The organism is Marinomonas sp. NPDC078689 (genome assembly GCF_044542435.1).
GTDB lineage: Bacteria > Pseudomonadota > Gammaproteobacteria > Pseudomonadales > Marinomonadaceae > Marinomonas > Marinomonas arenicola.
In genome coordinates this window covers 336,500-358,188 of sequence record NZ_JBITUJ010000001.1, presented here as the reverse complement: position 1 = coordinate 358,188, position 21,689 = coordinate 336,500, and the positions used below count along the sequence as shown (strand labels likewise).

21 protein-coding genes are annotated in these 21,689 nt (G+C 44.6%); 4 read left to right on the top strand and 17 right to left on the bottom strand.

Going from position 1 to position 21,689, the window contains the following annotated elements:
• Positions 1-100: 100 nt before the first annotated feature.
• From ACIGBN_RS01605 to ACIGBN_RS01590, 4 genes are all read right to left on the bottom strand, one after another.
• The gene (locus ACIGBN_RS01605) at positions 101-691 is read right to left on the bottom strand and encodes a YqiA/YcfP family alpha/beta fold hydrolase (RefSeq protein ID WP_396663279.1); all 591 of its coding nucleotides are present in this window, start codon (positions 689-691) and stop codon (positions 101-103) included.
• Positions 692-763: 72 nt separating this feature from the next.
• On the bottom strand, positions 764-1,240 hold the full coding sequence (locus ACIGBN_RS01600; RefSeq protein WP_133001783.1) for a DUF1249 domain-containing protein: 477 nt from the start codon (positions 1,238-1,240) through the stop codon (positions 764-766).
• Positions 1,237-2,181: an acetyltransferase gene (locus tag ACIGBN_RS01595; protein ID WP_396663277.1), complete on the bottom strand. Its 945-nt coding sequence runs from the start codon at positions 2,179-2,181 to the stop codon at positions 1,237-1,239. The genes ACIGBN_RS01600 and ACIGBN_RS01595 overlap by 4 nt, the downstream gene beginning before the upstream one ends.
• A 39-nt stretch (positions 2,182-2,220) precedes the next feature.
• Complete coding sequence (locus ACIGBN_RS01590) at positions 2,221-2,838, bottom strand: NUDIX domain-containing protein (protein WP_396663275.1); 618 nt, start codon at positions 2,836-2,838, stop codon at positions 2,221-2,223.
• A 137-nt stretch (positions 2,839-2,975) separates the two neighbouring features.
• Between ACIGBN_RS01590 and ACIGBN_RS01585 the strand changes: the two genes are divergently transcribed.
• From ACIGBN_RS01585 to pseF, 4 genes are all read left to right on the top strand, one after another.
• On the top strand, positions 2,976-3,533 hold the full coding sequence (locus ACIGBN_RS01585) for a DNA-3-methyladenine glycosylase I (protein WP_133001786.1): 558 nt from the start codon (positions 2,976-2,978) through the stop codon (positions 3,531-3,533).
• Between the two features lie 141 nt (positions 3,534-3,674).
• On the top strand, positions 3,675-4,664 hold the full coding sequence (pseB, locus tag ACIGBN_RS01580; RefSeq protein WP_133001787.1) for a UDP-N-acetylglucosamine 4,6-dehydratase (inverting): 990 nt from the start codon (positions 3,675-3,677) through the stop codon (positions 4,662-4,664).
• The gene (gene pseC / locus ACIGBN_RS01575) at positions 4,657-5,844 is read left to right on the top strand and encodes a UDP-4-amino-4,6-dideoxy-N-acetyl-beta-L-altrosamine transaminase (protein ID WP_396663272.1); all 1,188 of its coding nucleotides are present in this window, start codon (positions 4,657-4,659) and stop codon (positions 5,842-5,844) included. The genes pseB and pseC overlap by 8 nt, the downstream gene beginning before the upstream one ends.
• Positions 5,841-6,542: a pseudaminic acid cytidylyltransferase gene (gene pseF / locus ACIGBN_RS01570; protein WP_396663270.1), complete on the top strand. Its 702-nt coding sequence runs from the start codon at positions 5,841-5,843 to the stop codon at positions 6,540-6,542. The genes pseC and pseF overlap by 4 nt, the downstream gene beginning before the upstream one ends.
• An 8-nt stretch (positions 6,543-6,550) precedes the next feature.
• Here the strand turns inward: pseF and ACIGBN_RS01565 are convergent, their stop codons facing one another.
• The 13 genes from ACIGBN_RS01565 to flgJ form a co-directional block, all read right to left on the bottom strand.
• Complete coding sequence (locus ACIGBN_RS01565) at positions 6,551-7,534, bottom strand: UDP-2,4-diacetamido-2,4,6-trideoxy-beta-L-altropyranose hydrolase (protein WP_396663268.1); 984 nt, start codon at positions 7,532-7,534, stop codon at positions 6,551-6,553.
• Entirely contained in the window at positions 7,531-8,550 is a 1,020-nt protein-coding gene (pseI, locus tag ACIGBN_RS01560) for a pseudaminic acid synthase (protein WP_396663266.1), read from the bottom strand. The genes ACIGBN_RS01565 and pseI overlap by 4 nt, the downstream gene beginning before the upstream one ends.
• Before the next feature lie 9 nt (positions 8,551-8,559).
• Positions 8,560-10,668, bottom strand: coding sequence for a 6-hydroxymethylpterin diphosphokinase MptE-like protein (locus ACIGBN_RS01555; RefSeq protein ID WP_396663264.1), 2,109 nt, complete (start codon positions 10,666-10,668; stop codon positions 8,560-8,562).
• The gene (locus tag ACIGBN_RS01550; RefSeq protein ID WP_133001793.1) at positions 10,658-10,951 is read right to left on the bottom strand and encodes a hypothetical protein; all 294 of its coding nucleotides are present in this window, start codon (positions 10,949-10,951) and stop codon (positions 10,658-10,660) included. The genes ACIGBN_RS01555 and ACIGBN_RS01550 overlap by 11 nt, the downstream gene beginning before the upstream one ends.
• Positions 10,951-11,385 (bottom strand): flagellar export chaperone FliS, encoded by a 435-nt coding sequence (gene fliS / locus ACIGBN_RS01545; RefSeq protein WP_133001794.1) that lies wholly within the window; start codon positions 11,383-11,385, stop codon positions 10,951-10,953. The genes ACIGBN_RS01550 and fliS overlap by 1 nt, the downstream gene beginning before the upstream one ends.
• A 33-nt stretch (positions 11,386-11,418) precedes the next feature.
• Positions 11,419-12,858, bottom strand: a complete 1,440-nt coding sequence (gene fliD / locus ACIGBN_RS01540; protein ID WP_133001795.1) for a flagellar filament capping protein FliD — start codon at positions 12,856-12,858, stop codon at positions 11,419-11,421.
• A gap of 41 nt (positions 12,859-12,899) precedes the next feature.
• The gene (locus ACIGBN_RS01535; protein ID WP_133001796.1) at positions 12,900-13,319 is read right to left on the bottom strand and encodes a flagellar protein FlaG; all 420 of its coding nucleotides are present in this window, start codon (positions 13,317-13,319) and stop codon (positions 12,900-12,902) included.
• Between the two features lie 80 nt (positions 13,320-13,399).
• Positions 13,400-14,281, bottom strand: coding sequence for a flagellin (locus ACIGBN_RS01530; protein WP_396663261.1), 882 nt, complete (start codon positions 14,279-14,281; stop codon positions 13,400-13,402).
• A gap of 351 nt (positions 14,282-14,632) precedes the next feature.
• On the bottom strand, positions 14,633-15,520 hold the full coding sequence (locus ACIGBN_RS01525; RefSeq protein WP_133001798.1) for a flagellin: 888 nt from the start codon (positions 15,518-15,520) through the stop codon (positions 14,633-14,635).
• A gap of 208 nt (positions 15,521-15,728) precedes the next feature.
• Entirely contained in the window at positions 15,729-17,291 is a 1,563-nt protein-coding gene (locus tag ACIGBN_RS01520) for an HD-GYP domain-containing protein (RefSeq protein WP_396663258.1), read from the bottom strand.
• Positions 17,292-17,315: 24 nt separating this feature from the next.
• Positions 17,316-18,608 (bottom strand): flagellar hook-associated protein FlgL, encoded by a 1,293-nt coding sequence (gene flgL, locus ACIGBN_RS01515; RefSeq protein WP_133001800.1) that lies wholly within the window; start codon positions 18,606-18,608, stop codon positions 17,316-17,318.
• Between the two features lie 4 nt (positions 18,609-18,612).
• The gene (gene flgK / locus ACIGBN_RS01510; protein ID WP_133001801.1) at positions 18,613-20,589 is read right to left on the bottom strand and encodes a flagellar hook-associated protein FlgK; all 1,977 of its coding nucleotides are present in this window, start codon (positions 20,587-20,589) and stop codon (positions 18,613-18,615) included.
• A gap of 99 nt (positions 20,590-20,688) precedes the next feature.
• Positions 20,689-21,681, bottom strand: a complete 993-nt coding sequence (gene flgJ / locus ACIGBN_RS01505) for a flagellar assembly peptidoglycan hydrolase FlgJ (RefSeq protein ID WP_133001802.1) — start codon at positions 21,679-21,681, stop codon at positions 20,689-20,691.
• Between the last annotated feature and the right edge of the window lie 8 nt (positions 21,682-21,689).

Below are 21,689 nucleotides of genomic sequence, written 5' to 3'. Positions count from 1 at the left end.
AGGTAAAATACAGTATCGAGTTAGGATGTAAATAAGATGGTCTAGAGTCTATCACTGGAGTTGAAGCCTGTGAAATCGACCACCTACTTAGCCAATTTAATTACACTTTGATTCCTGCGAAATGCAAAATATCGCTGGCAAATCGCTCAAAGCCAATAAACCGATGATCGCCATTGGCTTCACAGGTCAATTTGCCGATTTGAGGAAAGGCGCTTAGCGCCACGCGATAATCCAGCACCTCATCGCCTTCTTGCAGCATCAGCCAATAACGCTCCGGCGTCGGCTGTGAAATCACCAAGGTGCTGAGTTCATCCATGTGCTCATGGGTCAATTCATAATGCTCATCAGTATAAGGATTATATTGTGCCCCTACATGATCAACTAATAAACGCGGCGCTTGCATTGCTGGGTTCACCAACACCGCTTTTATCTGAAACTTTTCAGCCAAATAGCAGGCATAAAAACCTCCTAATGAACTGCCAACTAGCGTCATTGTGCCAGCACCGTGGGTCTCAAGATAAGAGCCTATGATCTCTTCTAATAAGGCGATGGCTTGCGCGGGCTGCCATGGCAACCGCGGAGATAAAAAACCACCCGCTGTGCCAATCTCAGCCATGGCTTCACTTAAAACCAAGGCTTTGTGGGAGCGTTCTGAACTATTAAATCCGTGAATATAGAGCAAGCTATTCAACCCAGCACCCTCTCAAATCGTGGTTTATAAAATGGGAAACTCAAAGATGCTTTCTCAATATAAAGAGAGAGCCTAGGCAAACTGAAAATAAGGCGTTTCGTACAGGCGATGTCCGTGCTTTAGACACAGCTCTAATAAATCAGACAGCTGCTGATTCAAACGGAATTTTTCGTCTTTGTGGTACATGTCCCCATTAGGATAAGGGTAGCTACCACTGTACTGACGATGCCCATCGGTAATTTCAGCAATACCCACATCATGATATAAACGCACCGTCATGACGACCTTGCTATCAAACAGCAATTCATTTGAACTCTCTGGCCCAAATTCTAACAACACTTCTGACGTGAAGCGGCTTTCTTTGCCAAGAGACAAACACAATCTGCTCTCTTGGTCGCCTGCACTGTGAATCGAAAAATGCCATGCCTTTTCTTCCTCGTGCCCGCGCATCAGCTTAACCACACGGCGATAATTCAACTCGCCAAGCAGTTGTAAGCTGGATAAATCAGGGACGTACTGTTTTGACATTTGCTCTATTACCTCAGTCATTCTTGTGATGAACTTCCTTCTGTCAGAACCTCTTTCAACGGCATCACATTCGATTTCATAGCCGCCAATTGGCTTGCTATTCTGTTGTCTTTATCGTGCCAGTATAGATTAAACCAAACAAAGAAGTCTTCACGATCCTTTTTTGCCGCTTGGTAATCAGGCTGTAACATGGTCTCTGGCAGTGCGACATCTCTTACTATCACTTGCGCGGCGGTCAATCGGCCGCACAGCAAATCCCAAAAAGAAATATTTTCCTGTCCGTATAAAACATTGATATCGGTAATCCTAGAAAACTTCCCTGGCATGGCTTGCAAGACAAACCCAACACCACCAGCTTTTGGCTTCAGTAGGTACTGATACGGCGACCTTTGCTGTTGCTGCTTCTTAGTCGAAAATCGGGTACCTTCTACAAAACTTAGCACCGAATTAGGACGCTGGATAAAACGCCGGCAAGATTGTCTCGTTGTTTCTAAATCCTTGCCGATAAGGTGCGGCGACTTCTGCAATTTGGCTTTACTGTAGCGTTTCATAAAAGGAAACCCCATCAGCCAAGTCGCTGAACCCACTAAAGGCAACCAGAACAATACCTGTTTCATAAACACACGAGGCAGCGGACGACGGCCATTAAGTTGCGCCAAAATAATATACACATCCGCCCAAGATCTATGATTGGCCACCATTAAATGCCAATGTTCAAAATCTTTAACCATGTTCTCATCAAGTTGCCAATAAACACCAAGCACTCGCTGGAACCACCATTCGTTAGTGGTAATCCAACCGGCAAAGCAGCGGTCGTAAAGCTGCTCTGTGCGTGCCAATCCACCGTGTTTTTGCAGCAGACGAACCAGGGCAAACACATGCATCAAGCCGGCCCAAAACAACACATTCCCACACATAAAGAAAAAGGACAGAACACCTACTATTGGCTGTATAACGCTCATCCGCCCTAATCCCAACGTCGTTTTTTGTTTCATGGTCGATTAACACCAACGCTTTAATAGCTTGTCTTTGTTTAGCGCAAACCATTGCAACCCCATAATAGTACTGGCGTTTTCCACATCGCTATCGAGCAACGCAATGGCGTCATCTGCGTCCAGAAGATGCAGGCGAATGTCTTCGTTTTCTGCATCCAAACCATGAGTACGGTTAACATCCACAGCGCTGGCGTCAAACTCACCAGCATACATACGAAGGTATTCCACCAACCCACCAGGTGAAGGCACAAATTTAAAGAGGTACTCAAGACGCTTTACAGTAACGCCTGCTTCTTCCAATGACTCACGGCGCGCGACCTCTTCGTCGCCTTCCCCTTCTTCGACCATACCGGCCACCAATTCAATCAACCAAGGTGATTCGCTTTTTGGTAAACTTGGACGAAACTGCTCAATCAACAGCACTTTATCAGCCACAGGGTCAAACAAGAGAACGCATACAGCATCACCACGTACCATCATTTCACGGGTCATGGGTTGGCTCCACTCACCGTTGAATTTTTTGTGTTTCAAGGTCAGTTTATGCATTTCAAAAAAGCCTTTGTAGACACATTCATCGTTAATAATGTCCACATCTTTCTGACTATAGGTCGGTTTAAAAGCCATAATTATTCATCCTATTTCGTGGCGTGTTAAGATTTCTTAGCATGCTCAACAAAGTGACAACGTAGAGAATTCTGAAATCCAGATGACGCTATCAAATCAACAAGGTATGCTCATTTCTTGATTAAGGAGACAAACTGATGGAAGCTGTCCGTTGTCATTGGTGTCTAGGCTCGCCAGAGTACATTCAATACCATGATAAAGAATGGGGAAAACCCGTTTATGATGACCAAACATTGTTTGAGTATATTGTACTCGAAAGCGCTCAAGCGGGTCTAAGTTGGATCACTATTTTACGCAAACGTGAAGGTTATCGGTCTGCTTTTCACCAGTTTGACCCTCAAAAAGTGGCCACCATGACCGAGCAAGACATAGACAGATTAGTGCTCAACCCTGATATTGTTCGTCATCGTGGAAAAATCAGCGCGACGATAAAAAATGCGCAGGCTTTTTTGACCATTGCAGAAGAGTTTGGCTCATTTAGTCAGTATTATTGGTCTTTTAGCGACCACAAAGTAATCGAAAACACCGTACATTCGATGGCCGATGTGCCAGCCATTACGACGCTTTCTAGCAAAATAGCCAAGGACATGAAAAAACGCGGTTTTCATTTTTTCGGCCCAACCACCTGCTATGCTTTTATGCAGGCAACGGGCATGGTCAATGACCATTTAGAAAACTGCTGCGCACGCCATTAACTTATGGCGTCAGTGTCTTGATTTTATTAATGTTTTCCGTCGGCTTGCCGATAATAGTTTAGACCTTATGCGTGCCGAAAATACAACCAATACGCCACGCAACAAACGACACTCACACTTGATTGGTTCGGTATTGATTCCATGTTTAACAACAAAAGTATTCTCATCACTGGTGGTACCGGCTCTTTTGGCCACCAATACGTCAAAACCCTGTTGGCACTCTACCAGCCTAAACGACTGATCATCTACTCTCGTGATGAGCTAAAACAATATGAAATGCAGCAAGTATTTGATGCTCCTTGCATGCGTTATTTCATCGGCGATGTACGCGATAAAGACCGCTTAACCCAAGCCATGCGCGACGTCGATTATGTGATCCACGCGGCGGCACTAAAACAAGTGCCCGCCGCTGAATACAATCCCATGGAATGCATTAAAACCAATATTCATGGCGCCGAAAATGTGATTGCGGCCGCCATTGCCAATAATGTAGATAAAGTCATTGCGCTTTCTACGGATAAAGCAGCAGCGCCTATCAACCTATACGGAGCCACTAAACTGGCCTCTGATAAGCTTTTTGTTGCCGCCAACAATATGGTTGGACAAGGCCGCACTCGCTTCTCTGTGGTTCGCTATGGCAATGTGGTTGGCTCACGAGGCTCAGTGGTTCCCTTCTTCCAAAAGCTGGTAAACGAGGGCGCAAAGGCGATTCCCATCACCCATCCTGAAATGACACGTTTTTGGATTACCTTACCAATGGGAGTCGATTTTGTACTGCGTAACTTCACACGCATGCATGGTGGTGAAATTTTCATTCCTAAAATTCCATCGGTTCGTATTATGGATTTAGCGGCGGCTTATGCACCGTCCATTCCAACAAAGGAAGTAGGGATTCGACCAGGTGAAAAACTCCATGAAGTGATGTGCCCGACTGACGATTCCTTCCACACCTTTGAATTCACAGATCATTATGTGATTGCGCCTAGCATTAAATTTTTCCAAGATGAAATCCGTTTTGATCGCAATAAAACAGGAGAACAAGGCACCTTGGTCAACGCAGGGTTTGAATACCAATCAGGCAGCAACCCACACTTTTTAACCGTTGACGAGATCCTCTCCTTCGATGAGTAATACCGGCTTTATTCCTTACGGCAGACAATCCATCAGCGATGACGACATTGCCGCCGTTGTGCAGGCTCTTAAGTCCGATTTTCTCACCCAAGGACCAAGAGTAACCGAGTTTGAAGACGCCATTGCCAACAAAGTTGGTGCCCGTTATGCCGTCGCAGCGAACAGTGCCACTTCGGCTTTGCATTTGGCCTGTTTAGCCTTGGGCGTCACCGCTGGAGACCGTGTTTGGACATCACCAAATACCTTTATTGCATCGGCAAATTGTGCTCGCTATTGTGGGGCAGACGTAGATTTTGTGGACATTGACCCACAAACCTACAACCTTTGTCCGCGTCAGCTCGCCAATAAACTCAAGCAAGCAAAGCGCCAAAACACCTTGCCAAAGGTGGTGATTCCGGTGCATTTCGCAGGACAGTCTTGCGATATGCAAGCGATTCACCAGCTGTCAAAAGAATACGGTTTTGCGATTATTGAAGACGCTTCCCATGCCATTGGCGCCGATTATCAAGGACAACCGGTTGGCAATGGTCGCTTCAGTGACATCTGCGTCTTTAGTTTCCATCCGGTCAAAATCATTACCTCTGGGGAAGGCGGCATGGCGGTTACCAATCATGACGCTCTCGCCAGCCATATGCGCACCCACGCTCAGCAGGGCACAACAAAATCGCCAGAAGAGCTCACACAAGATCCTGGTGATTGGTATTATGAGCAACATACTCTGGGCTTCAATTACCGAATGACCGAGCTACAAGCGGCGTTAGGTTTGTCGCAATTGTCGCGCTTAGATGAATTTATTGAACAACGCCACGCTCAATTCATGCGCTACCAGACATTGCTAAAAGACTTCCCCATCACCTTGCCTTTCCAAGCCGAAGACAGTTATTCCGCTTTGCACCTGTTCCCAATCTTATTACCTAAGAGCAGTAAAGATGCAAGAAAGTCGGTATTTGATATCTTGCGACAAGCAGGCATAGGCACTCAGGTGCATTATATTCCGGTGCACACTCAACCCTACTATCAAGCCCTCGGGTTTGCCAAAGGGGACTACCCTGTGGCAGAAGATTATTACGCCCGCACTTTGAGTTTGCCGCTTTTTTCTGAGTTAAGTGAAGCCCAACAAAATCGTGTGGCGTTACTATTAAAACACGCCTTAATTACCAGTAGAGTGATGTCTGCATGAGCCAAACACGTCCCTCTCAGCGTATTGCCGTGATCCCTGCACGCGGTGGTTCACAACGCATCCCACGTAAAAATATCCGTTTACTTAATGGCAAGCCACTCATTGCTTACTCTATTGAAAGCGCGTATGCGAGCCAACTATTTGACCGCATTATTGTCTCAACAGACGATGACGAAATTGCCGCTGTAGCACGAGAATATGGCGCAGAAACGCCCTTCATGCGGCCTGCTAATTTAGCCGATGCATTTACCGGAACCACCCCTGTTATGCAGCACGCTCTGCGCTTTCTAACCGAGTTGGGGCAAGCGCCAAGCGAAGCCTGTCTGATATACGCGACCTGCCCTTTGCTGCGCGCCGATGACATTATTGAAGGCTTTAAAGCGTTAGAAAATGCCAGCTTTTGTTTCTCAGCCAGCACCTTTGATTTTCCTATCCAACGCGCATTATGCCTAAACGACGAAGGCAAACTCACCACCTTGTTCCCAGAGCACATCGGCAAACGATCGCAAGATCTGGTCGAAGCCATTCATGATGCCGGCCAATTCTATTGGGCGACGACTGAAAGTTGGTTAACAGATGGTCATATCTTTGGCGAAAGGTCGAAACCCATTATGCTACCGAGACACCGAATTCAGGATCTGGACACAGAAGAAGACTGGCAGCGTTTAACCCAATTGATGAAACTGAATAGCCCATAAAGGCACTGTTATTTCGCAACTAACGCGTTATGAATTATTTGCGCAACACGGACAGAGCCTTGTCCATCAACCAGCGACTGAGCCGTTACTCTAGACGCTTGCCGCCAAGCGGAATCAGACCAAGCCAGCAATACGTGATGCACTAATGTCTCAATCTGATCGCTTCGCTTTGCCTCAGGGAGATCATCAAAACGAACGCACTGGCACCAGCCCAGCGGTACATGCTCTTCTAAAGAGCGCGTTTGATTATCAGCGACTTGAGCAAACACGGTCGGCACTCTCATACACGCCAGCTCAAATAAGGTCCCACCCGCCGCCGCAATCGCAAGCCTTGCGTTCGCCATGAACGGCCTGACTTCCACGACCCCTTGCGCAAGCTGAATTCCATACTGCTCTGAGAAAGCCTTAACAGCCTCACTATTGGCAGCATTTTTACCTAACAAGACCTGTATTTTCTCTACTGGAAAAGCATGACGCAGCAAAGACTGCAAAATACCCAATGTCAGCATAAGTGGGTCTGTGCCACCTAATGTAATCAATAATTTTTCAGGGGGAGCAATAACAGGCTCCGCAGGAGCGGAAAACTCAGGACGCAGCAAGGCAAATTGAGGTCCGGTTAAAGGCGTGATAACACGCGAAGAATACCGTTCATGAAGTGGGTTCAACACCCATCTAGCAGGGAATGCGCCTCGATCATTCATATCGTCCAGCACGAATAAATTGGTTTGTTGCTGGTATACCTTTTCGATATCAGAAGCTTGGTATTGGTAGTGATCCAAAATGACGAGATCTACCTCCATGGCAAGCATAAGAAATTCGCATTCATCATCAATCAGGCGATCATTCAATTCAGAGAAAGCCGCGCAATCACGATGCACAACAAACTGACATTGCCAGCCAAGCGCTTGCAATGCCACCACCAATGCCTGACAACGCACTCTGTGTCCCATGCCGATTTGCACAGACGCATCGGCACGGATTAGAGCTTTCATTCCATCAAATCCCAAAACAACGGCTGACCTTTTTGCACATCCGATGCCAGTGTTCTGCCCACCACCTCAGACCAATGCTTAGGCGCTAAACCCAACGAAGGACGAATGATTTTCAAATGCTGATCAGACAATACAGTGCCAGAGGGAAGGTCTTGAGTGATATAGATTGAGCGACGGTATTTCTTGGCCTTTTGCTCGGCTTCAGAGCCACCATAAGTCACTGTGCCTAATGCCTCTTTGGCACTTCTGCAGGTTTCAACCAAGGCTTTCATTTCCGCAGGCTCCATAGAAAAAGCCGCATCGACGCCTCCTGCACTGCGATCGAGAACAAAATGTTTTTCGATCACGGTGGCGCCTAATGCCGTCGCAGAAACCGCAGCACCAATCCCCTGAGTATGGTCCGATAAACCGACTGAACAGCCTGTGCGTTTCGCTAAATCGGCCATGGTGAGCAAATTAGAGTCGGCTATTTTAGCAGGGTAAGTACTGGTGCATTTAAGCAGGGTAAGAGGGTTATCCCCTATTGCTCGAATCGCCGCAATGGCTTCTTCAATTTCTTCAAAGCTCGCCATGCCAGTCGACATTATGATTGGCTTTCCCGTTTTTGCCACCGCTTGAATCAAAGGAATGTCGGTCATTTCAAACGAGGCAATTTTGTACAAGGGCACATCCAATGACTCAAGAAATGCCACTGCGCTCAAATCAAAAGGAGAGCTAAATGCAACGAGTCCCAAGGACTCAGCGTATTCAAATAAAGGCTTATGCCATTCCCAAGGTGTCGATGCTTTAGCGTATAAATCGTATAAATTAGAGCCGTGCCATAAACTGTCGCTTTCCGACACCATAAACTCACCATGACGAACATCTAACGTCATGGTATCGGGCGTGTAGGTTTGTAACTTAATCGCATCAACGCCTGCTTTTGCAGCGGCCGTGATCATTGATTTTGCTAACTCAAAATTCTGGTCATGATTGCCAGAAAGTTCGGCAATAATAAAAGGCGTATTTTCAAACATAATTAAGCGCTAGCCATTATAAAAAGTAATAAGATGGTCATTTCCCTGGTCAACAAAATCAGACGCTTGCTGTACTAAACTCGGCATTTCTTCCAGAAATTCACACCAAACAGAAAATAAATTTTGCGCACGACGAACGGCTTCCGCTTCATCCTCATACTCAAAAATAAATTTAATGATCAAAAACGCCGAATAGGTGAAAGAGCCAATTAATAAATCTTGAATATGCCTATGAACACTGCCTTTCAAGAAGTAAATAGTACGATGATGAGACCATAGCAAATCGCACACAGCCGCTCGGGACGTGACGCTGTCGTCCCAGCCTTGCATCAACAATTGAGTGACCTTACGAAAATCTTCTACCGAGATCAGTGCTTCGGGGGTTTGATTTAATATACTCTCAGGCGGTTCGGTAAAAAATGCCTTATCAAGTAAATCGACAATCTGTTTATGATCAACTTTAGGATCTAAAATCATCACATCTTCTGGCCGGAGCGGCTCAACGCCTTCCATTTTCGCGCCATCAGACAAGTTATAACTGTTAAACCCTCGGCGCTTATTAAGCTGTCGCGTCAGAGACTCTAGCTGAACTCGAGACGTTTCCATGATGTTGGTGCCGTATATAACACCACCGAAATTCCCTTCTCGCTCAATTAACGTGGCGTCTTGGAAGCTCTGAAAACCGGATTCTTTTCCATCTTTATAGTAACCACTGTGAATCGAGTGATGACTGCCTTTGTCTTTAAAGCCATTGTCCACACCAAGGTAATACACAGTGTTAAAGCCAAATAGTTGAACGTAAGACAGTGCCAAATTCGCTACAACTGGATTACAGAAATTAAGCTGTACATAGTCTTTAGTATCGCCTTGGGCACGGGCTTGATTTAGGATCAGAGAAGTAATGGCTTCCCCTGGCTTCATCGCCATTCCTGAGCGCTTGAAGTATTGAAAATATTCAGGGTGCATGACATCTACCGACAATCCCCAAATCTGATCAAGGTAGTCTTGATCAAGAAACAAGAACTTGTCCACCGTCTGTTTCATGCGTTCAATATCCACATGAATGTCCGGTGTAATGCCCAATTTTTTTAAGGTATTAATCGTCGAACCACAACTAATTAACAAAACCTGATCACGGACTTCTTTAACCAATTCAATGCCTTGGTCTAAAGAAGGGCCATTACCCAAAATAAACACAGGGACATCTGTCACCCACTTTGGTAATGCGTCGCGGCCTTTAAATTCCGCCAATCGAGTGTTCGGTAGAGAACGCAGTCCTTGAGCAATCCCAATTAACGCATCATCAAAAAAGCCCCATCCCATGACCTGTCGAGCGTAGTGCTTTTGAAAATAAGCAATGGCGCTGTCATTTTCAGGACTACCATAAGCCACGTGCAAAAACGTCTCAGGGGCCATGAAATAGCCATTTTCAGCCAATTGAAGAATGTACTTTTCGGTAAACTCTTCAGGCTCCACACCTAGAAAAAAATGTATGGTACGGCCATCCGAGTTGAATGCTTCTAATATTGGCTGCCAATCGATGGCAAACAATGAATAGTAGAAATAGTCTAAATCGCATTCATATAAATACAGGTGTTTGACGTCCTGACGCGCTAGAAACGCTTCTAGTTGGTAGCCCAGCTCAATCCCAAAAAAGACAGCAGAACCCACAAATGCAGGTAGCCCTTTTTGCTTTTCTAGACCTTTTTTTTGCTCAGCCATCACGTCCATCATTTTATTGCTATAAAACACATGGCGACTTGGGTGATTATCAGTCTTATTTAAATTGAGGAAGGTTTTATTAGGCGATGCCAACGATGACAGTATTTTTCGCTCTGACTGCGCTCTTGGTTGTTGGGAAAACAGAGGCGCGGCAATGTCTTCGCGAAATAAATTTAAGTCGCCGCAAGCTTCCATGTAAATATGTTTTTTTGTCGGCTGGAAGTGAACAAACTCGTCGTATATGTGCGGCATAACACTGGCAAATAACGCCATATTTTTAAGATAACGCTCAGTAAGAACTTGGTCATGCTCTTTAATGCGCGCTAAACCTTGAGAAAAAAGCAAAATAAATTCTTCTGTTTGCTCAACAGAAACAGGGGAGCTCTCATTTAGCATGTTTGACGCCTTTGTACTGACTAACACCTTTGCGTGTTTTGGTGGACTGAAAAAGCTGCTCTTTCATGGTGTCATGTAGGTGTTGAATAAGCATAATCGCTTGTTGATGTAGCTGTATAAAGACCTTTATCTGAGAGTCTATTTGAGCATTACCTGAAGGTTCGATAGAGCGAATAAAAGCATCATTTTCTTCGCAAAAGCGCAGTATTTCCTGACTGTCTTTTTCCTTGATGCTTTTTTCTAGTATCGTAATCGAGCGTTTTAGGTAAGCCTCATCCAGCATTAAACCGTTCCTGTTCTGGCTTGATTTCTTTCTTCGTAGGCTTTCTGTTTGTCCATATCAGAAATTTGGTCCCAAGCGCCTTTGATCTGTAAGATAAGACCCATTACATGATCAAGAATCGCGGTATCTTTCTTCACACTCGCCTCAGTAATTTGAGCCGTCATGTAGTCATACAAAGACTCAAGATTATCGACTAACTCAGGATTAACATCGCGGTCTAAGGCATCGCGTAAGCTATTAATAATTTCAACAGCGCTTGTCAGTGCTGCGGCCTTTCCTTCCCAATCAGCTCGCGCAATACAGCCTTTACCAAGTGCTAACCGCTCTAAGGCACCTTGCATTAAGAGCTGAATGACTCGATGAGGATCTGCAGAGGCCAAATCAGACTTTAGTGAGTCCTTTTTATAAGCATGAATCCCTTTTTTCTCGTACATACACAACCCCGTTTTGTTACAGTTAAAACATTGTTACAGATTATTTAGTGTGGAATTTAAATAGTTGCCCTGGGCTTTCATATTAGAAAGTTGTGAGCCTAAGTTGGTAAATTTATCCCGTAGAGAAGCTTCGTATTTGGTCATGCGATCTTCATAAGATTGCAAGGTTTCTTCTGTGTTATCTTTGGACTTTTGGATGGAATCCTTAAGCGCCTGATTCATACCGTCTCTGCCGGTATAACTGTTCAGCAATTTATCCAAAGACCCAGCGACGCCACCAGTGCCGGTAAATAAGTCAGGAAGTTCGTCATAATTCTGGCTTATTGCTTTATCAAGCTTAGCTTCATTGATACTCAAGGTCCCCTTACTGCCCATTTTAAGGCCAAGGTCAAAAACAGAAGCTAGCTTGCCAGTATTAGAATGACTCATCATGAAACTACTGGTCATTGATGACTGCAAGTTGCGAATCATGCTATTACCATTCAAGACAGAGCCTTTCGCAGCACTTCGACCTAAAACGCCAACAAGATCATTATAAGAAGAGACGAAACTTTTAATCGTCTCTTTCACTGTTTCTTCGTCATAACTAACATCCACCTTTGTTGGCTTGGTCGTTAGAGCAAGTGCGTCTATTGATAAGCCAGACACCGCTTTATCAAACGTATTACTGTCGTTACGAATCTGAATGCCATCTACCGTAATCACAGCGTCTCGCGCTTGATCATTGAGTGACACAGACATACCTGCTGACAAACCTTCGGTAGATACGCTGTCTAAAGACAAACCACTGGCATTAGTCGGTGCTTTTTCTAATGCGTCTTTTTCATCTTGCGTTAAGGAATCCGAAATAGCCAACTGAGATAAGGGAGTCGGTACGTTTGAGATGCGTAAAGAACTGCCATCCCCTTCTTTATCCGAGGTAATCGTAAAAAACAAATTTCCTTCACCGTTATCAACCAAGTTGGCCGACACGCCGAAATTGTCTTCTGCGCTATTTATTTGTTTTCTTAATTGGGAGAGTGTTGTTTTAGGCGGTACATCAAGCGTAAAAGATTTATCTCCAGCACTAAAGGTTAATTTACCACCGCGAGCGGTAATCACATCATCGGCTGAACTGAATAACCCTGGTGTAGATAAAGCTCGACTGCCTTTTGCAGTCTGATTAACACTGATTTCATAAGAGCCGTTTGAAGAGTTTCGGTCTGCACTTACATCAAGTACTTTCTTGTCATCAGGTTGATCAACAATGGCATTACGACCAGTGAAAAGATCGCTATCATTTAGCTTTTCTACGGTAGATTTGAAGGTGTCGATGGCTGATCCAACAGACCCTAACGCTGATAATTTCGAGTCGTAGCCTTGGATGGTATTTTTATACAGCTTAACCTTATCATCTCTCTGAGCGCTCACCATTTTATTAACAAGTGACTCTAGATCAACACCTGATCCAGCACCCAATGAGCCAACCGCCATAGCTTTTCTCCTGATCTTTTAGACATCATCAAAACGACATATCACACCCTACTGTTCACTAAGGTGCCTTTAACATCACTTAGCTCACTAATAATATCATCGATTCGCTCTGACATTTTCAAAAAATCCTCAGTAGGAATCTGACGCACTACATCCCCGGAAGATTGATCGACTACTTTAATGATATTTCTGCCACCATCTTCGGTGGTTTCAAATGACAAACGCACATTCAATTGTGTCATTTTGCTGTTCATTTCTTCAATTTGGTTAGGCTCAACCGTAGGGGAAGGACCTTGCCCTTGTGGTGTATTACTGCCTACCCTATCTGTATCGGACAGAGCTTGGACAACTTTAGACTCAAGTTGCTTTCGAGCGGTAAATTCATGGGAAGCACGTTGCTCTGGTCTAAGCGACATACTGTGGAAAGCTTGTTTAGAAAGATCACTAGAACTAATCGACATACCCCAAGTCTCCTAAAAACAGACAAAGCTGAGGCACTGCCCCAGCTTTTAGCTATGTTAGAACTATCTTAACGAAAGAACTATCTCAATAAAGACAACGCGGTTTGAGGACGTTGGTTTGCTTGTGACAGAATCGATGAGCTAGCTTGCTGCAAAATCTGTGCACTTGTTAGCGCCGCAGTTTCTTGAGCAAAATCAGCATCTTTCACTCGAGAACGAGCTGCAGATACGTTTTCTGTGATGTTACTAAGGTTGTTAATCGTTGAACCGAAACGGTTTTGCACCGCACCCAATTCCGCACGTTTAGAGTCAACCGCAGAGATCATCGAGTCAAGAACGCTGATCATGCTTTGAGCATTGGCCATAGAGGTAACAGACGCAGTAGACACACTGACTTGAGAAGATGCTTGGCTAGACAAACCGGACATGGTGAAACCACCGTTACCCGCAAAGTCGATAGATCCATTCGCACCAGCGTCTTTCATGTTAAAACTGATGGTTTGATTAGAATCTGCACCAACTTGGAAGACACCATCATAAGTACCGTCTAACAGGTTACGACCTGCGAAAGTAGTATCCGATGCAACACGGTTGATTTCTTTCGATAACTGACCCATCTCCTGCTGTAGTGCAGTACGATCTTTATCAGTGTTAGAGCCGTTAGCAGACTGCAAAGACAAAGTACGCATACGCTGAAGCATATTTGTTGTTTCGTCTAATGCACCTTCAGCGGTTTGCGCCAAAGAAATGCCATCGTTCGCGTTACGTACAGATTGGTTCAAACCATTAACTTGAGAAGTTAATCGATCCGAAATTTGCAAGCCAGCAGCATCATCAGCAGCACTGTTGATACGGCTACCAGAAGACAATCGCTGGAAAGCTGTGTCTAACGTTTTCCCTGAACTCATCAATTGACGCTGAGCGTTAAGAGATGAGGCATTCGTGTTTACATAAAGAGCCATATAGCCTCCAAAGATTTCAGAAATCCTGCGAAAAAGCAGTACTCGTCCTTGATATCGACGTCTCTTTAAAAAACTTTAGCAATTTATGGCAATTATTTACCTAATATAGGCAAAAACACGCCACGCAAAGGGTGGTTTTATGCCTAAGATATTGAAAAACATCATGTTTATTTTGTTTATAAACATTTAGTTAAATGTCTAATCTGGGTAAAATTTAGACATAAAAAAACCAGATGACAGAATTCTCACCTGGCTAAAAGCAGCTTCTAGGAGAGAGAAGCCACCTTGCTTCGAAAGCAAATCCGAAACAATAAAATAAGCGGCACAAACGTACCGCTCTAATGGATCTGATTAGTTACCCAATAAAGACAATGCCGTTTGCGGACGTTTATTGGCTTGTGCAAGCATACTGCTGCTCGCTTGCTGAAGAATTTGCGCACTGGTTAGTGACGCGGTTTCTTCCGCGAAATCTGCGTCTTTAATTCGAGAACGAGCCGCAGCAACATTTTCTGTAATATTGCTCAAGTTGTTGATCGTAGAGCTGAATCGGTTTTGTACCGCACCCAGTTCTGCTCGTTTTGTATCAACTGCAGAAATCATGGTATCCAAAACAGAAATCATGCTTTGTGCATTGGTCATGCTAGATACAGAAGCGGTCGACACAGAGACTTGAGGTGTTAAAGACCCTGCAGACAAGCCAGACATGGTAAAACCACCGTTTCCTGCAAAATCGATTGAGTTAGCGCTACCACCAGACTCCATTGTAAAACTGATCGTTTGGTTCGCATCAGCACCTACTTGGAACACACCGGCGTAAGTACCGTCCAACAAATTACGTCCACCAAATGTGGTTGTATCAGCCACTCGGTTAATTTCTTTCGACAATTGAGACATTTCTTGCTGAAGAGCTGAACGATCTTTGTCGGTATTGGATCCGTTTGCAGACTGGATAGACAAGGTACGCATACGTTGCAACATGTTGGTTGTTTCGTCTAGCGCCCCTTCTGCTGTTTGTGCAAGGGAGATACCATCGTTGGCATTTCGTACTGATTGGTTCAAGCCATTAACCTGAGAGGTTAATCGGTCACTGATTTGCAAACCTGCTGCATCATCTGCGGCACTATTGATTCGCTGACCAGAAGACAAACGCTGAAAAGCGGTATCTAGAGTTTTTCCAGACTGCATCAACTGACGCTGAGCATTCAAGGAAGACGTGTTTGTATTTACATATAAAGCCATTTGTTTCTCTCCTAAACATTAAAATCTTGGAAAACAACCGTTTGATTTAATTAGTTATTTGGTTGTTTGCCTGTATGATTTATTTATCGGCAAGCGCCTTTGTACCTTTAACTTTTTTTTAATCTTTTTTAAGATTTATTTACTAAAGCTAAGGTACAAAAGAGAAACACAAAGAAAGGAGATGGTTATCAACGACCTAACGCAGCCATCAAACAAGATGTTTAATGAACTGCAGGCCAAATTTTTGAGCGTCCACTTCACCTTCTACCTTAACGCTTGTTCCTGGCTTAGACAGGTCAATGTCGGTAGAGGCGATAAACGCTTTATTATTCGCACTGTAAACTTGTCGCACCAGCGCAGGCTGAAAATCATGGCCGAGAGTCAGCACAAAGCCAATTCGTCTATTAGACAAAGACACACACGAGCCGACGGGGATGCGACCAATATTTTTCAGAAAGACGGCCAGCAAACGCTTATCAAATGCCAACCCCGCTTCTTTAATAAGTTGTCGCCTTGCCTGGGCCGGTCCCATTGACTTTTGATGAACCTGCTCTGATGTCAAAGCATCGTAAGCATCAATGATGGCCGCGATCTTGCCATAGATTGAAATCTCTTCGCCCTGCTTACCTTTCGGATACCCAGCACCATCCACTCGTTCATGGTGGTCCAGCAACATATGATAAATCACCTTAGAGATATTATCGGAGCGCCTAATGATTTGCTCGCCTAACTGAATGTGTTTACGAAACAAATCAAATTCGCCAGCCGTCATCTTAGTGGTTTTATTCACCATCGGGGTTGGCAAGCGAAAACGCCCTAAATCAAACAGCAGCGCGCCCAATGCAATAACATCAACATAAGACTCTGACAGCTTCATGGCTCTCGCAAAATGAACACCCAACACCGCCATTCCCATAGCATGCTGTGCAATGTACGCTGAGGAATCTTTAATGTGCCTTATGGCCATTAAGGCGTGTGGATTTCTTGTATAAGACTCAATAAGACGAGTACAAAACTGCTTTAGGCTCCCCATATCCAGCCGATCGCCTTGTTTAAAGCGCTCCACCTGCTCAAGCAGTAACAGGTGACCATCTTCAAACAATCGAAGCGCGGTTAATACTTCATCATTAAACGCCGTCGGTTCGAGCTTAGCTCTCTCTGCAACGTCATCCTCAATAAGCACAGGCTTAGTCGCATGAGACGGAATATTTACTTCTGGCTCTAGCGTGGTAGAGGGAATATTAATAACACGTTTTCTAATGTCTTGGTCAGGCTCGATAGACTCTAACCTCGCCTTATAAGACAAAATATATTCACGTGTATTATCGTTGAGCTCTTGTCGAAAATAGCGAAATAAATTCCCGCCTTTTATCGACCTATCTCGCCATTCTTTAGACGACAACCCCTCATGCAGTTTTTTAAGACTACGAACCGACTTGCCCGTTGCAATAGAAAAACACAACATAAGGAAGCGCTCTTGGGCATCGTATAATCGATCCTGTCGACTATTTAACAACTGATCGTCATTAAAATAAGGATCAAAAGGAAGCATTTTTCCTTCAAGAACAGGGCGTACTTCATCGAGCGCCAACTGTCGTAGAACCACACTAACAATGCGTTCTTTACGTCCATGTTCAAGAATTAGTTTTTTAGCACGTTTATGGTTAACAACTGCATTTTTTATTTTGAAAATATCGAGTATTTCATCGATATCAAAATATCCAGCACCGATTTCAGCCCCAAAGCATGACTCTATCTGAAATGAAGACATTTCTGATCACCTTGAGTTTTAAAATCAAATTTTATTAAACAAAGACAGATTACTGACTCGTGAAAAAAGCTTTTGGGAAGAGGTAAGTGCGGATTCAGCCATCGACAACTCCGTTGCTGCAGAACCCATATCTAGCCCAGCGACCCTATCTTGGGCCATGATATTTGATAATTGATTGGCCGAACTAAAATCGCCTCGTTCAGTCAATGTATTTAAGCGAGAGCCGACGGCAGAGCGACCTTCTCCGATTGAAGTCTGAGTATTAACAACGCTCACTTGAGCATCATGAAAAGCCGCTTCTTTTTCATCGGGCGTGGCTGTTTTATCACGTAAAACAGCAATCGCATCGTTCAACTGGTTCAATACATTGTCACGTTTAGGTGGATTCAAAGAGACTTCAATTGCCGCCCCCGGCGCCCCTTTGATAACAAACGACATGCCATTAATGATCAAGGGTTGATTCGGCTCATACACGCCAGAAGAGACAACATTACCCGCAGAGTCTGTTAACGAATATTGCCCTGGAGGTCCTCCGTAAAAAGGCACTTTTGAACCGTCTTGCGGAGGCAACTCAGCATTCGCTGCTTGAGCATCCGCCCCACCTAGCGGTACCGTCGTCAATACAAAGTTATTCGCCACGCCACTTGTTGCGCTGTAATTTTTGCTCAGGAAATTATCAAAATCCCCTTCATCATGCACCTTGGCACTCAAGGATACATTTCCCGCCAACAAGGTCGCAGTGAAGTTATTGCGCGTCCACACATCTTGAAAAAGCTGTTTGCCGGTGTCATTGATCGGGATTTTTCTATTTTCTGAAATCTGAGCAAACTTTTGGCCTTCATTGCCCGTCCAGTCATAACGACCATCCGGTCTCAAAGTAAACGCTGGGCTCTTAATGTCTGTGCCAGCAAAAATATAACTGCCATCAGCGCTTTTTGAATTCATTAAGTCCGCCATGGAATCAACCATTTTGGAAACCTGCTCAGTAATAGCATTTAAGTCATCTTGAGTGTTTGCCGTATTCTCAGCTTGTATGAACAAGGTTCTAGCATCATCAAGAAGGCCATTTAAACTGTCTAAAGCCACTTCTTCGTACTCAAGGTGACTTTTCGCCATTTTCATATTGCCATCGTACTGTTTAAGCTGGCTGGTACTGTTTTCATATTGCAATACCTGCCCAGTGCCAACTGGATTGTCACTGGGTTTGACGATACTTGTCTGCTCAGAAATTTTATTCTGAATGTCCATATAGCGATCATTTGCTTTTGAAATCGCCTGGCTGGATTGACCATAAATTAGGTTATTTGTGACTCTCATAAACTTACCTCACAGCCCCTAACAACGCATCGAAGGTTGTTCTCGCTGCGGTAATAACTTGGGCAGCAGCTGAATAAGATTGCTGATACTTCAATAAGTTCACAGCTTCTTCATCTAAGCTGACACTGGAAACTTCATCACGTCTCGCAACACTCTGATTCATCACCACTTCACTAGACTGTCTATTGGTTTCTAAAGCGGCACTTTTACTACCAACCGAAGTAACCAAATCAGAAAAAGATTCCGCCAACGTTGTTTTTCCAGACACCAACGACTGGTTTTGCAAATCGGCCAAACGTAAGCCATTAAAGTTATCTGCAGGCCCCAGGTCTCCCATGCTCATGCTAAATTCATCACCGGCTTTAGGGGCAGACGACACAGAAACATCAAAACCAGCCTCTTCAGCCAACCCTGCTTTGCCCAACAAGTCGTTGAAGTCTTGTGCATCATTCACTGAAGCAAGCACATTGCCTTGTCCATCTCGTACTTCATAGGCATTGTCTGATGTAAAATAAATACTATGGGGCGCCACCGGGTATAGCTCGCCATTCATCGAAAACGCCGAATTACTCGGATCAGTATTCGTAACCGAAGTGACACTTAAATTTGCATCCGACAAATTATTGGGATTCGTCTTAACACCCAATGGCGCGCTCAGTGCAATGTCGTCACCATTCTTGGCCGACAAACTCACCCCTGAAGCCGCCCCATCAGTGGGTGAAAAACGGTAGGTATCATGTAACTCGTAATCTTTTAAATCACCTAGATGCACGCTGATTCCCAACGCATCTATTTGATAGTTTCCATTTTTATCTGGTTGCGCTGAATTGAGGTCTAATACAGCAGACCTCTGACTCAGCTTCCCATCCAAGTCGAATACTTTCACCGTAAATTGATTGGTATCCGTTTTAGACAGTTCATAATTTCCAAGCGCCAGATTTGCTGACTGACCGTCAGCAACATGCACGGCAATGTTATCGGCCTCGCCTTTGTTGGCAGAGTCACCATAAACCTTGATGTCGCCAATTTTAAATAAGTCCTTACCGAACGCACCACTGGCATCTAATCCCAAGGTGTTTTGTTTGTTCATTGCATCGGCAATAGAAATTGCATTCAGACCTAATTCTCGATCACTTTTCTCTGCGAACTCTGATTGGTAGTCCATCAAAGCCCCAATGGAGCCACCTAGATGCTCGGTCTTCGCCGCCACGTCGTATTTACCAAAATCAATAAACAGCTTCTTCTGGCTTGGATTATTAGGATCGGGGATGGCTTTCAATACGGTCGCATTTTGATCCATAACCAGTGGCTGACCACTACCAAGGTGAATGGTCATCACACCATTGTCCGCATATTGAACTTTTACATTGACGTAATTAGATATCTTTTTAGCCAACAGCTCTTGCTGGTCTCTCAATTCATTCGCAGGGGATGTGGAACCCGTTTCTTCCTGCAAAATTTGACTGTTCATGTGAGCCACTTGAGAGGTCAGATTGTTCAGCTCACCCAACGACGTCTGCGTTTGCTTATCCGCAATTGTTTTTTGCTCTCCAACCAACTTAGATAAGGTGTGATAGTGCTCGGTAAGACCTTTTAAGTTTGAATGGGCAAGCTCTCGAAGAGAAGAGGACGTCGGGTCATTATTGACCTCATGCAGAGATTTAAACGCCTTATCGAGATAGTTATTTAATGAGACACTGTTTTCACCCAAAAGGCCGTCTGAAGCCGACATCATAGAATGGTATGTATCGTAATAAGAATGAGTAGACGTGTCTGAGCGCACCTGATCGTTAACAAACTTGTCAACTATTCGTGAGGTGTCTTGAATCCTAACCGCGCCCGTTGGCGAGCTAACTGTGGTGGTTTTCTGACGACTATAGCCCTCAGTATCCACATTGGCTGTGTTTTGACCTGTCGTGTTAATACGAGCACTACTACTCTGTAATCCCGACAAACCAATTGAATATAAACCAGAGCCCATCGCTCACACCTCTAGAACATGAAAAAGCATTTTGCTTAATAAACTATCGGCAAGCACCGCAAGAACTTTACCAAACCGTGAAAATCACACCAGCCGTGACTATAGGGACTCAAACCACTTACTGGACAGAATATGATTAATTTTATCCGAGTACTTGGGATCCGTTGCGTATCCCCCTTTCTGCAATGATGCGGCAAAATTAGACGCATCATCACCCGATTCCAAGGCATCCTTATAACGATCACTGGCGCTCAAAAAATCAGCATAATCATTAAAGCTTTGAGAAAATGAATCGTAAGCACGAAACGCCGCTTTTTCTCGCTTCGCGATACCATCCCGATACTCTAAGGTATTTACGACAGCTCGATCCCCTTGCCAGCGACTGTCTGCCTTAATCCCAAAAAGGTTAAAACTGGCACTGCCATCTTCTTTCGCAATTGGGTATTTTCCCCAGCCGGTCTCTAACGCTGCTTGCGCTAAGATGGCCTTAGGGTTCACCCCCAATTTCTCTGCGGCTTGTTGTGCATGAGGCCACAAAGCCTTAACAAATGACTCTGGTGAATCAAACGCCACAGACTGGGCAGAAGGCTTAGTGACATCGCTTGCCGCTACGCCGGCTAAATTACTTTTCGCCGAATCAATTGACGCTTTCTCCGCCACTTCTTTTTGCACCGCCTGTACAAATTCCGTTGATGCTTTGTGCGCCAATGCCTGCACTCGAACTAAGTCTTGCTGGGATACACGATGTAATAAACTCGTGTCATCATGAGATGGAGCAGACACACTCCCCTTGCCTTCATATTGCCTAATCAGAGCGTCTGAAATGCCAATGCCTCCCGTTTTAGCGAGAGTTTGAGACATCTGAGAGTCCATCATGTCCTGATATTGTTTGGTTTGCGCACTGGAAAAAAGGCCACTACCAATAGACTCATTACCGGCTCTCATGTTTTTCAGCAGCATATTAATAAAGATGGCTTCAAACTTTTGAGCCACCTCTTTTAACGCTGTCTCAGGGTCTTTCTGCGCTTTTGTCTTCAAATCAGACAGCGCAGAAAAGTTACCAAAGAAATCTTGAGAAGAAACAGAATTCATAGTGCCAC

What these genes read in the sequence shown, in the direction of transcription:
- ACIGBN_RS01525 (WP_133001798.1), bottom strand. Translation starts at nt 15,520, where the DNA reads ATGGCTTTATATGTAAATACAAACACGTCTTCCTTGAATGCTCAGCGT.
- fliD (WP_133001795.1), bottom strand. Translation starts at nt 12,858, where the DNA reads ATGGCGGTTGGCTCATTGGGTGCTGGATCAGGTGTTGATCTAGAGTCA.
- ACIGBN_RS01595 (WP_396663277.1), bottom strand. Translation starts at nt 2,181, where the DNA reads ATGAGCGTTATACAGCCAATAGTAGGTGTTCTGTCCTTTTTCTTTATG.
- flgK (WP_133001801.1), bottom strand. Translation starts at nt 20,589, where the DNA reads ATGGGCTCTGGTTTATATTCAATTGGTTTGTCGGGATTACAGAGTAGT.
- ACIGBN_RS01590 (WP_396663275.1), bottom strand. Translation starts at nt 2,838, where the DNA reads ATGGCTTTTAAACCGACCTATAGTCAGAAAGATGTGGACATTATTAAC.
- pseI (WP_396663266.1), bottom strand. Translation starts at nt 8,550, where the DNA reads ATGTTTGAAAATACGCCTTTTATTATTGCCGAACTTTCTGGCAATCAT.
- fliS (WP_133001794.1), bottom strand. Translation starts at nt 11,385, where the DNA reads ATGTACGAGAAAAAAGGGATTCATGCTTATAAAAAGGACTCACTAAAG.
- flgJ (WP_133001802.1), bottom strand. Translation starts at nt 21,681, where the DNA reads ATGAATTCTGTTTCTTCTCAAGATTTCTTTGGTAACTTTTCTGCGCTG.
- ACIGBN_RS01600 (WP_133001783.1), bottom strand. Translation starts at nt 1,240, where the DNA reads ATGACTGAGGTAATAGAGCAAATGTCAAAACAGTACGTCCCTGATTTA.
- flgL (WP_133001800.1), bottom strand. Translation starts at nt 18,608, where the DNA reads ATGAGAGTCACAAATAACCTAATTTATGGTCAATCCAGCCAGGCGATT.
- ACIGBN_RS01530 (WP_396663261.1), bottom strand. Translation starts at nt 14,281, where the DNA reads ATGGCTCTTTATGTAAACACGAATGCCTCATCTCTTAACGCTCAGCGT.
- ACIGBN_RS01555 (WP_396663264.1), bottom strand. Translation starts at nt 10,668, where the DNA reads ATGCTAAATGAGAGCTCCCCTGTTTCTGTTGAGCAAACAGAAGAATTT.
- ACIGBN_RS01520 (WP_396663258.1), bottom strand. Translation starts at nt 17,291, where the DNA reads ATGTCTTCATTTCAGATAGAGTCATGCTTTGGGGCTGAAATCGGTGCT.
- ACIGBN_RS01550 (WP_133001793.1), bottom strand. Translation starts at nt 10,951, where the DNA reads ATGCTGGATGAGGCTTACCTAAAACGCTCGATTACGATACTAGAAAAA.
- ACIGBN_RS01565 (WP_396663268.1), bottom strand. Translation starts at nt 7,534, where the DNA reads ATGAAAGCTCTAATCCGTGCCGATGCGTCTGTGCAAATCGGCATGGGA.
- pseC (WP_396663272.1), top strand. Translation starts at nt 4,657, where the DNA reads ATGAGTAATACCGGCTTTATTCCTTACGGCAGACAATCCATCAGCGAT.
- ACIGBN_RS01585 (WP_133001786.1), top strand. Translation starts at nt 2,976, where the DNA reads ATGGAAGCTGTCCGTTGTCATTGGTGTCTAGGCTCGCCAGAGTACATT.
- pseF (WP_396663270.1), top strand. Translation starts at nt 5,841, where the DNA reads ATGAGCCAAACACGTCCCTCTCAGCGTATTGCCGTGATCCCTGCACGC.
- pseB (WP_133001787.1), top strand. Translation starts at nt 3,675, where the DNA reads ATGTTTAACAACAAAAGTATTCTCATCACTGGTGGTACCGGCTCTTTT.
- ACIGBN_RS01535 (WP_133001796.1), bottom strand. Translation starts at nt 13,319, where the DNA reads ATGTCGATTAGTTCTAGTGATCTTTCTAAACAAGCTTTCCACAGTATG.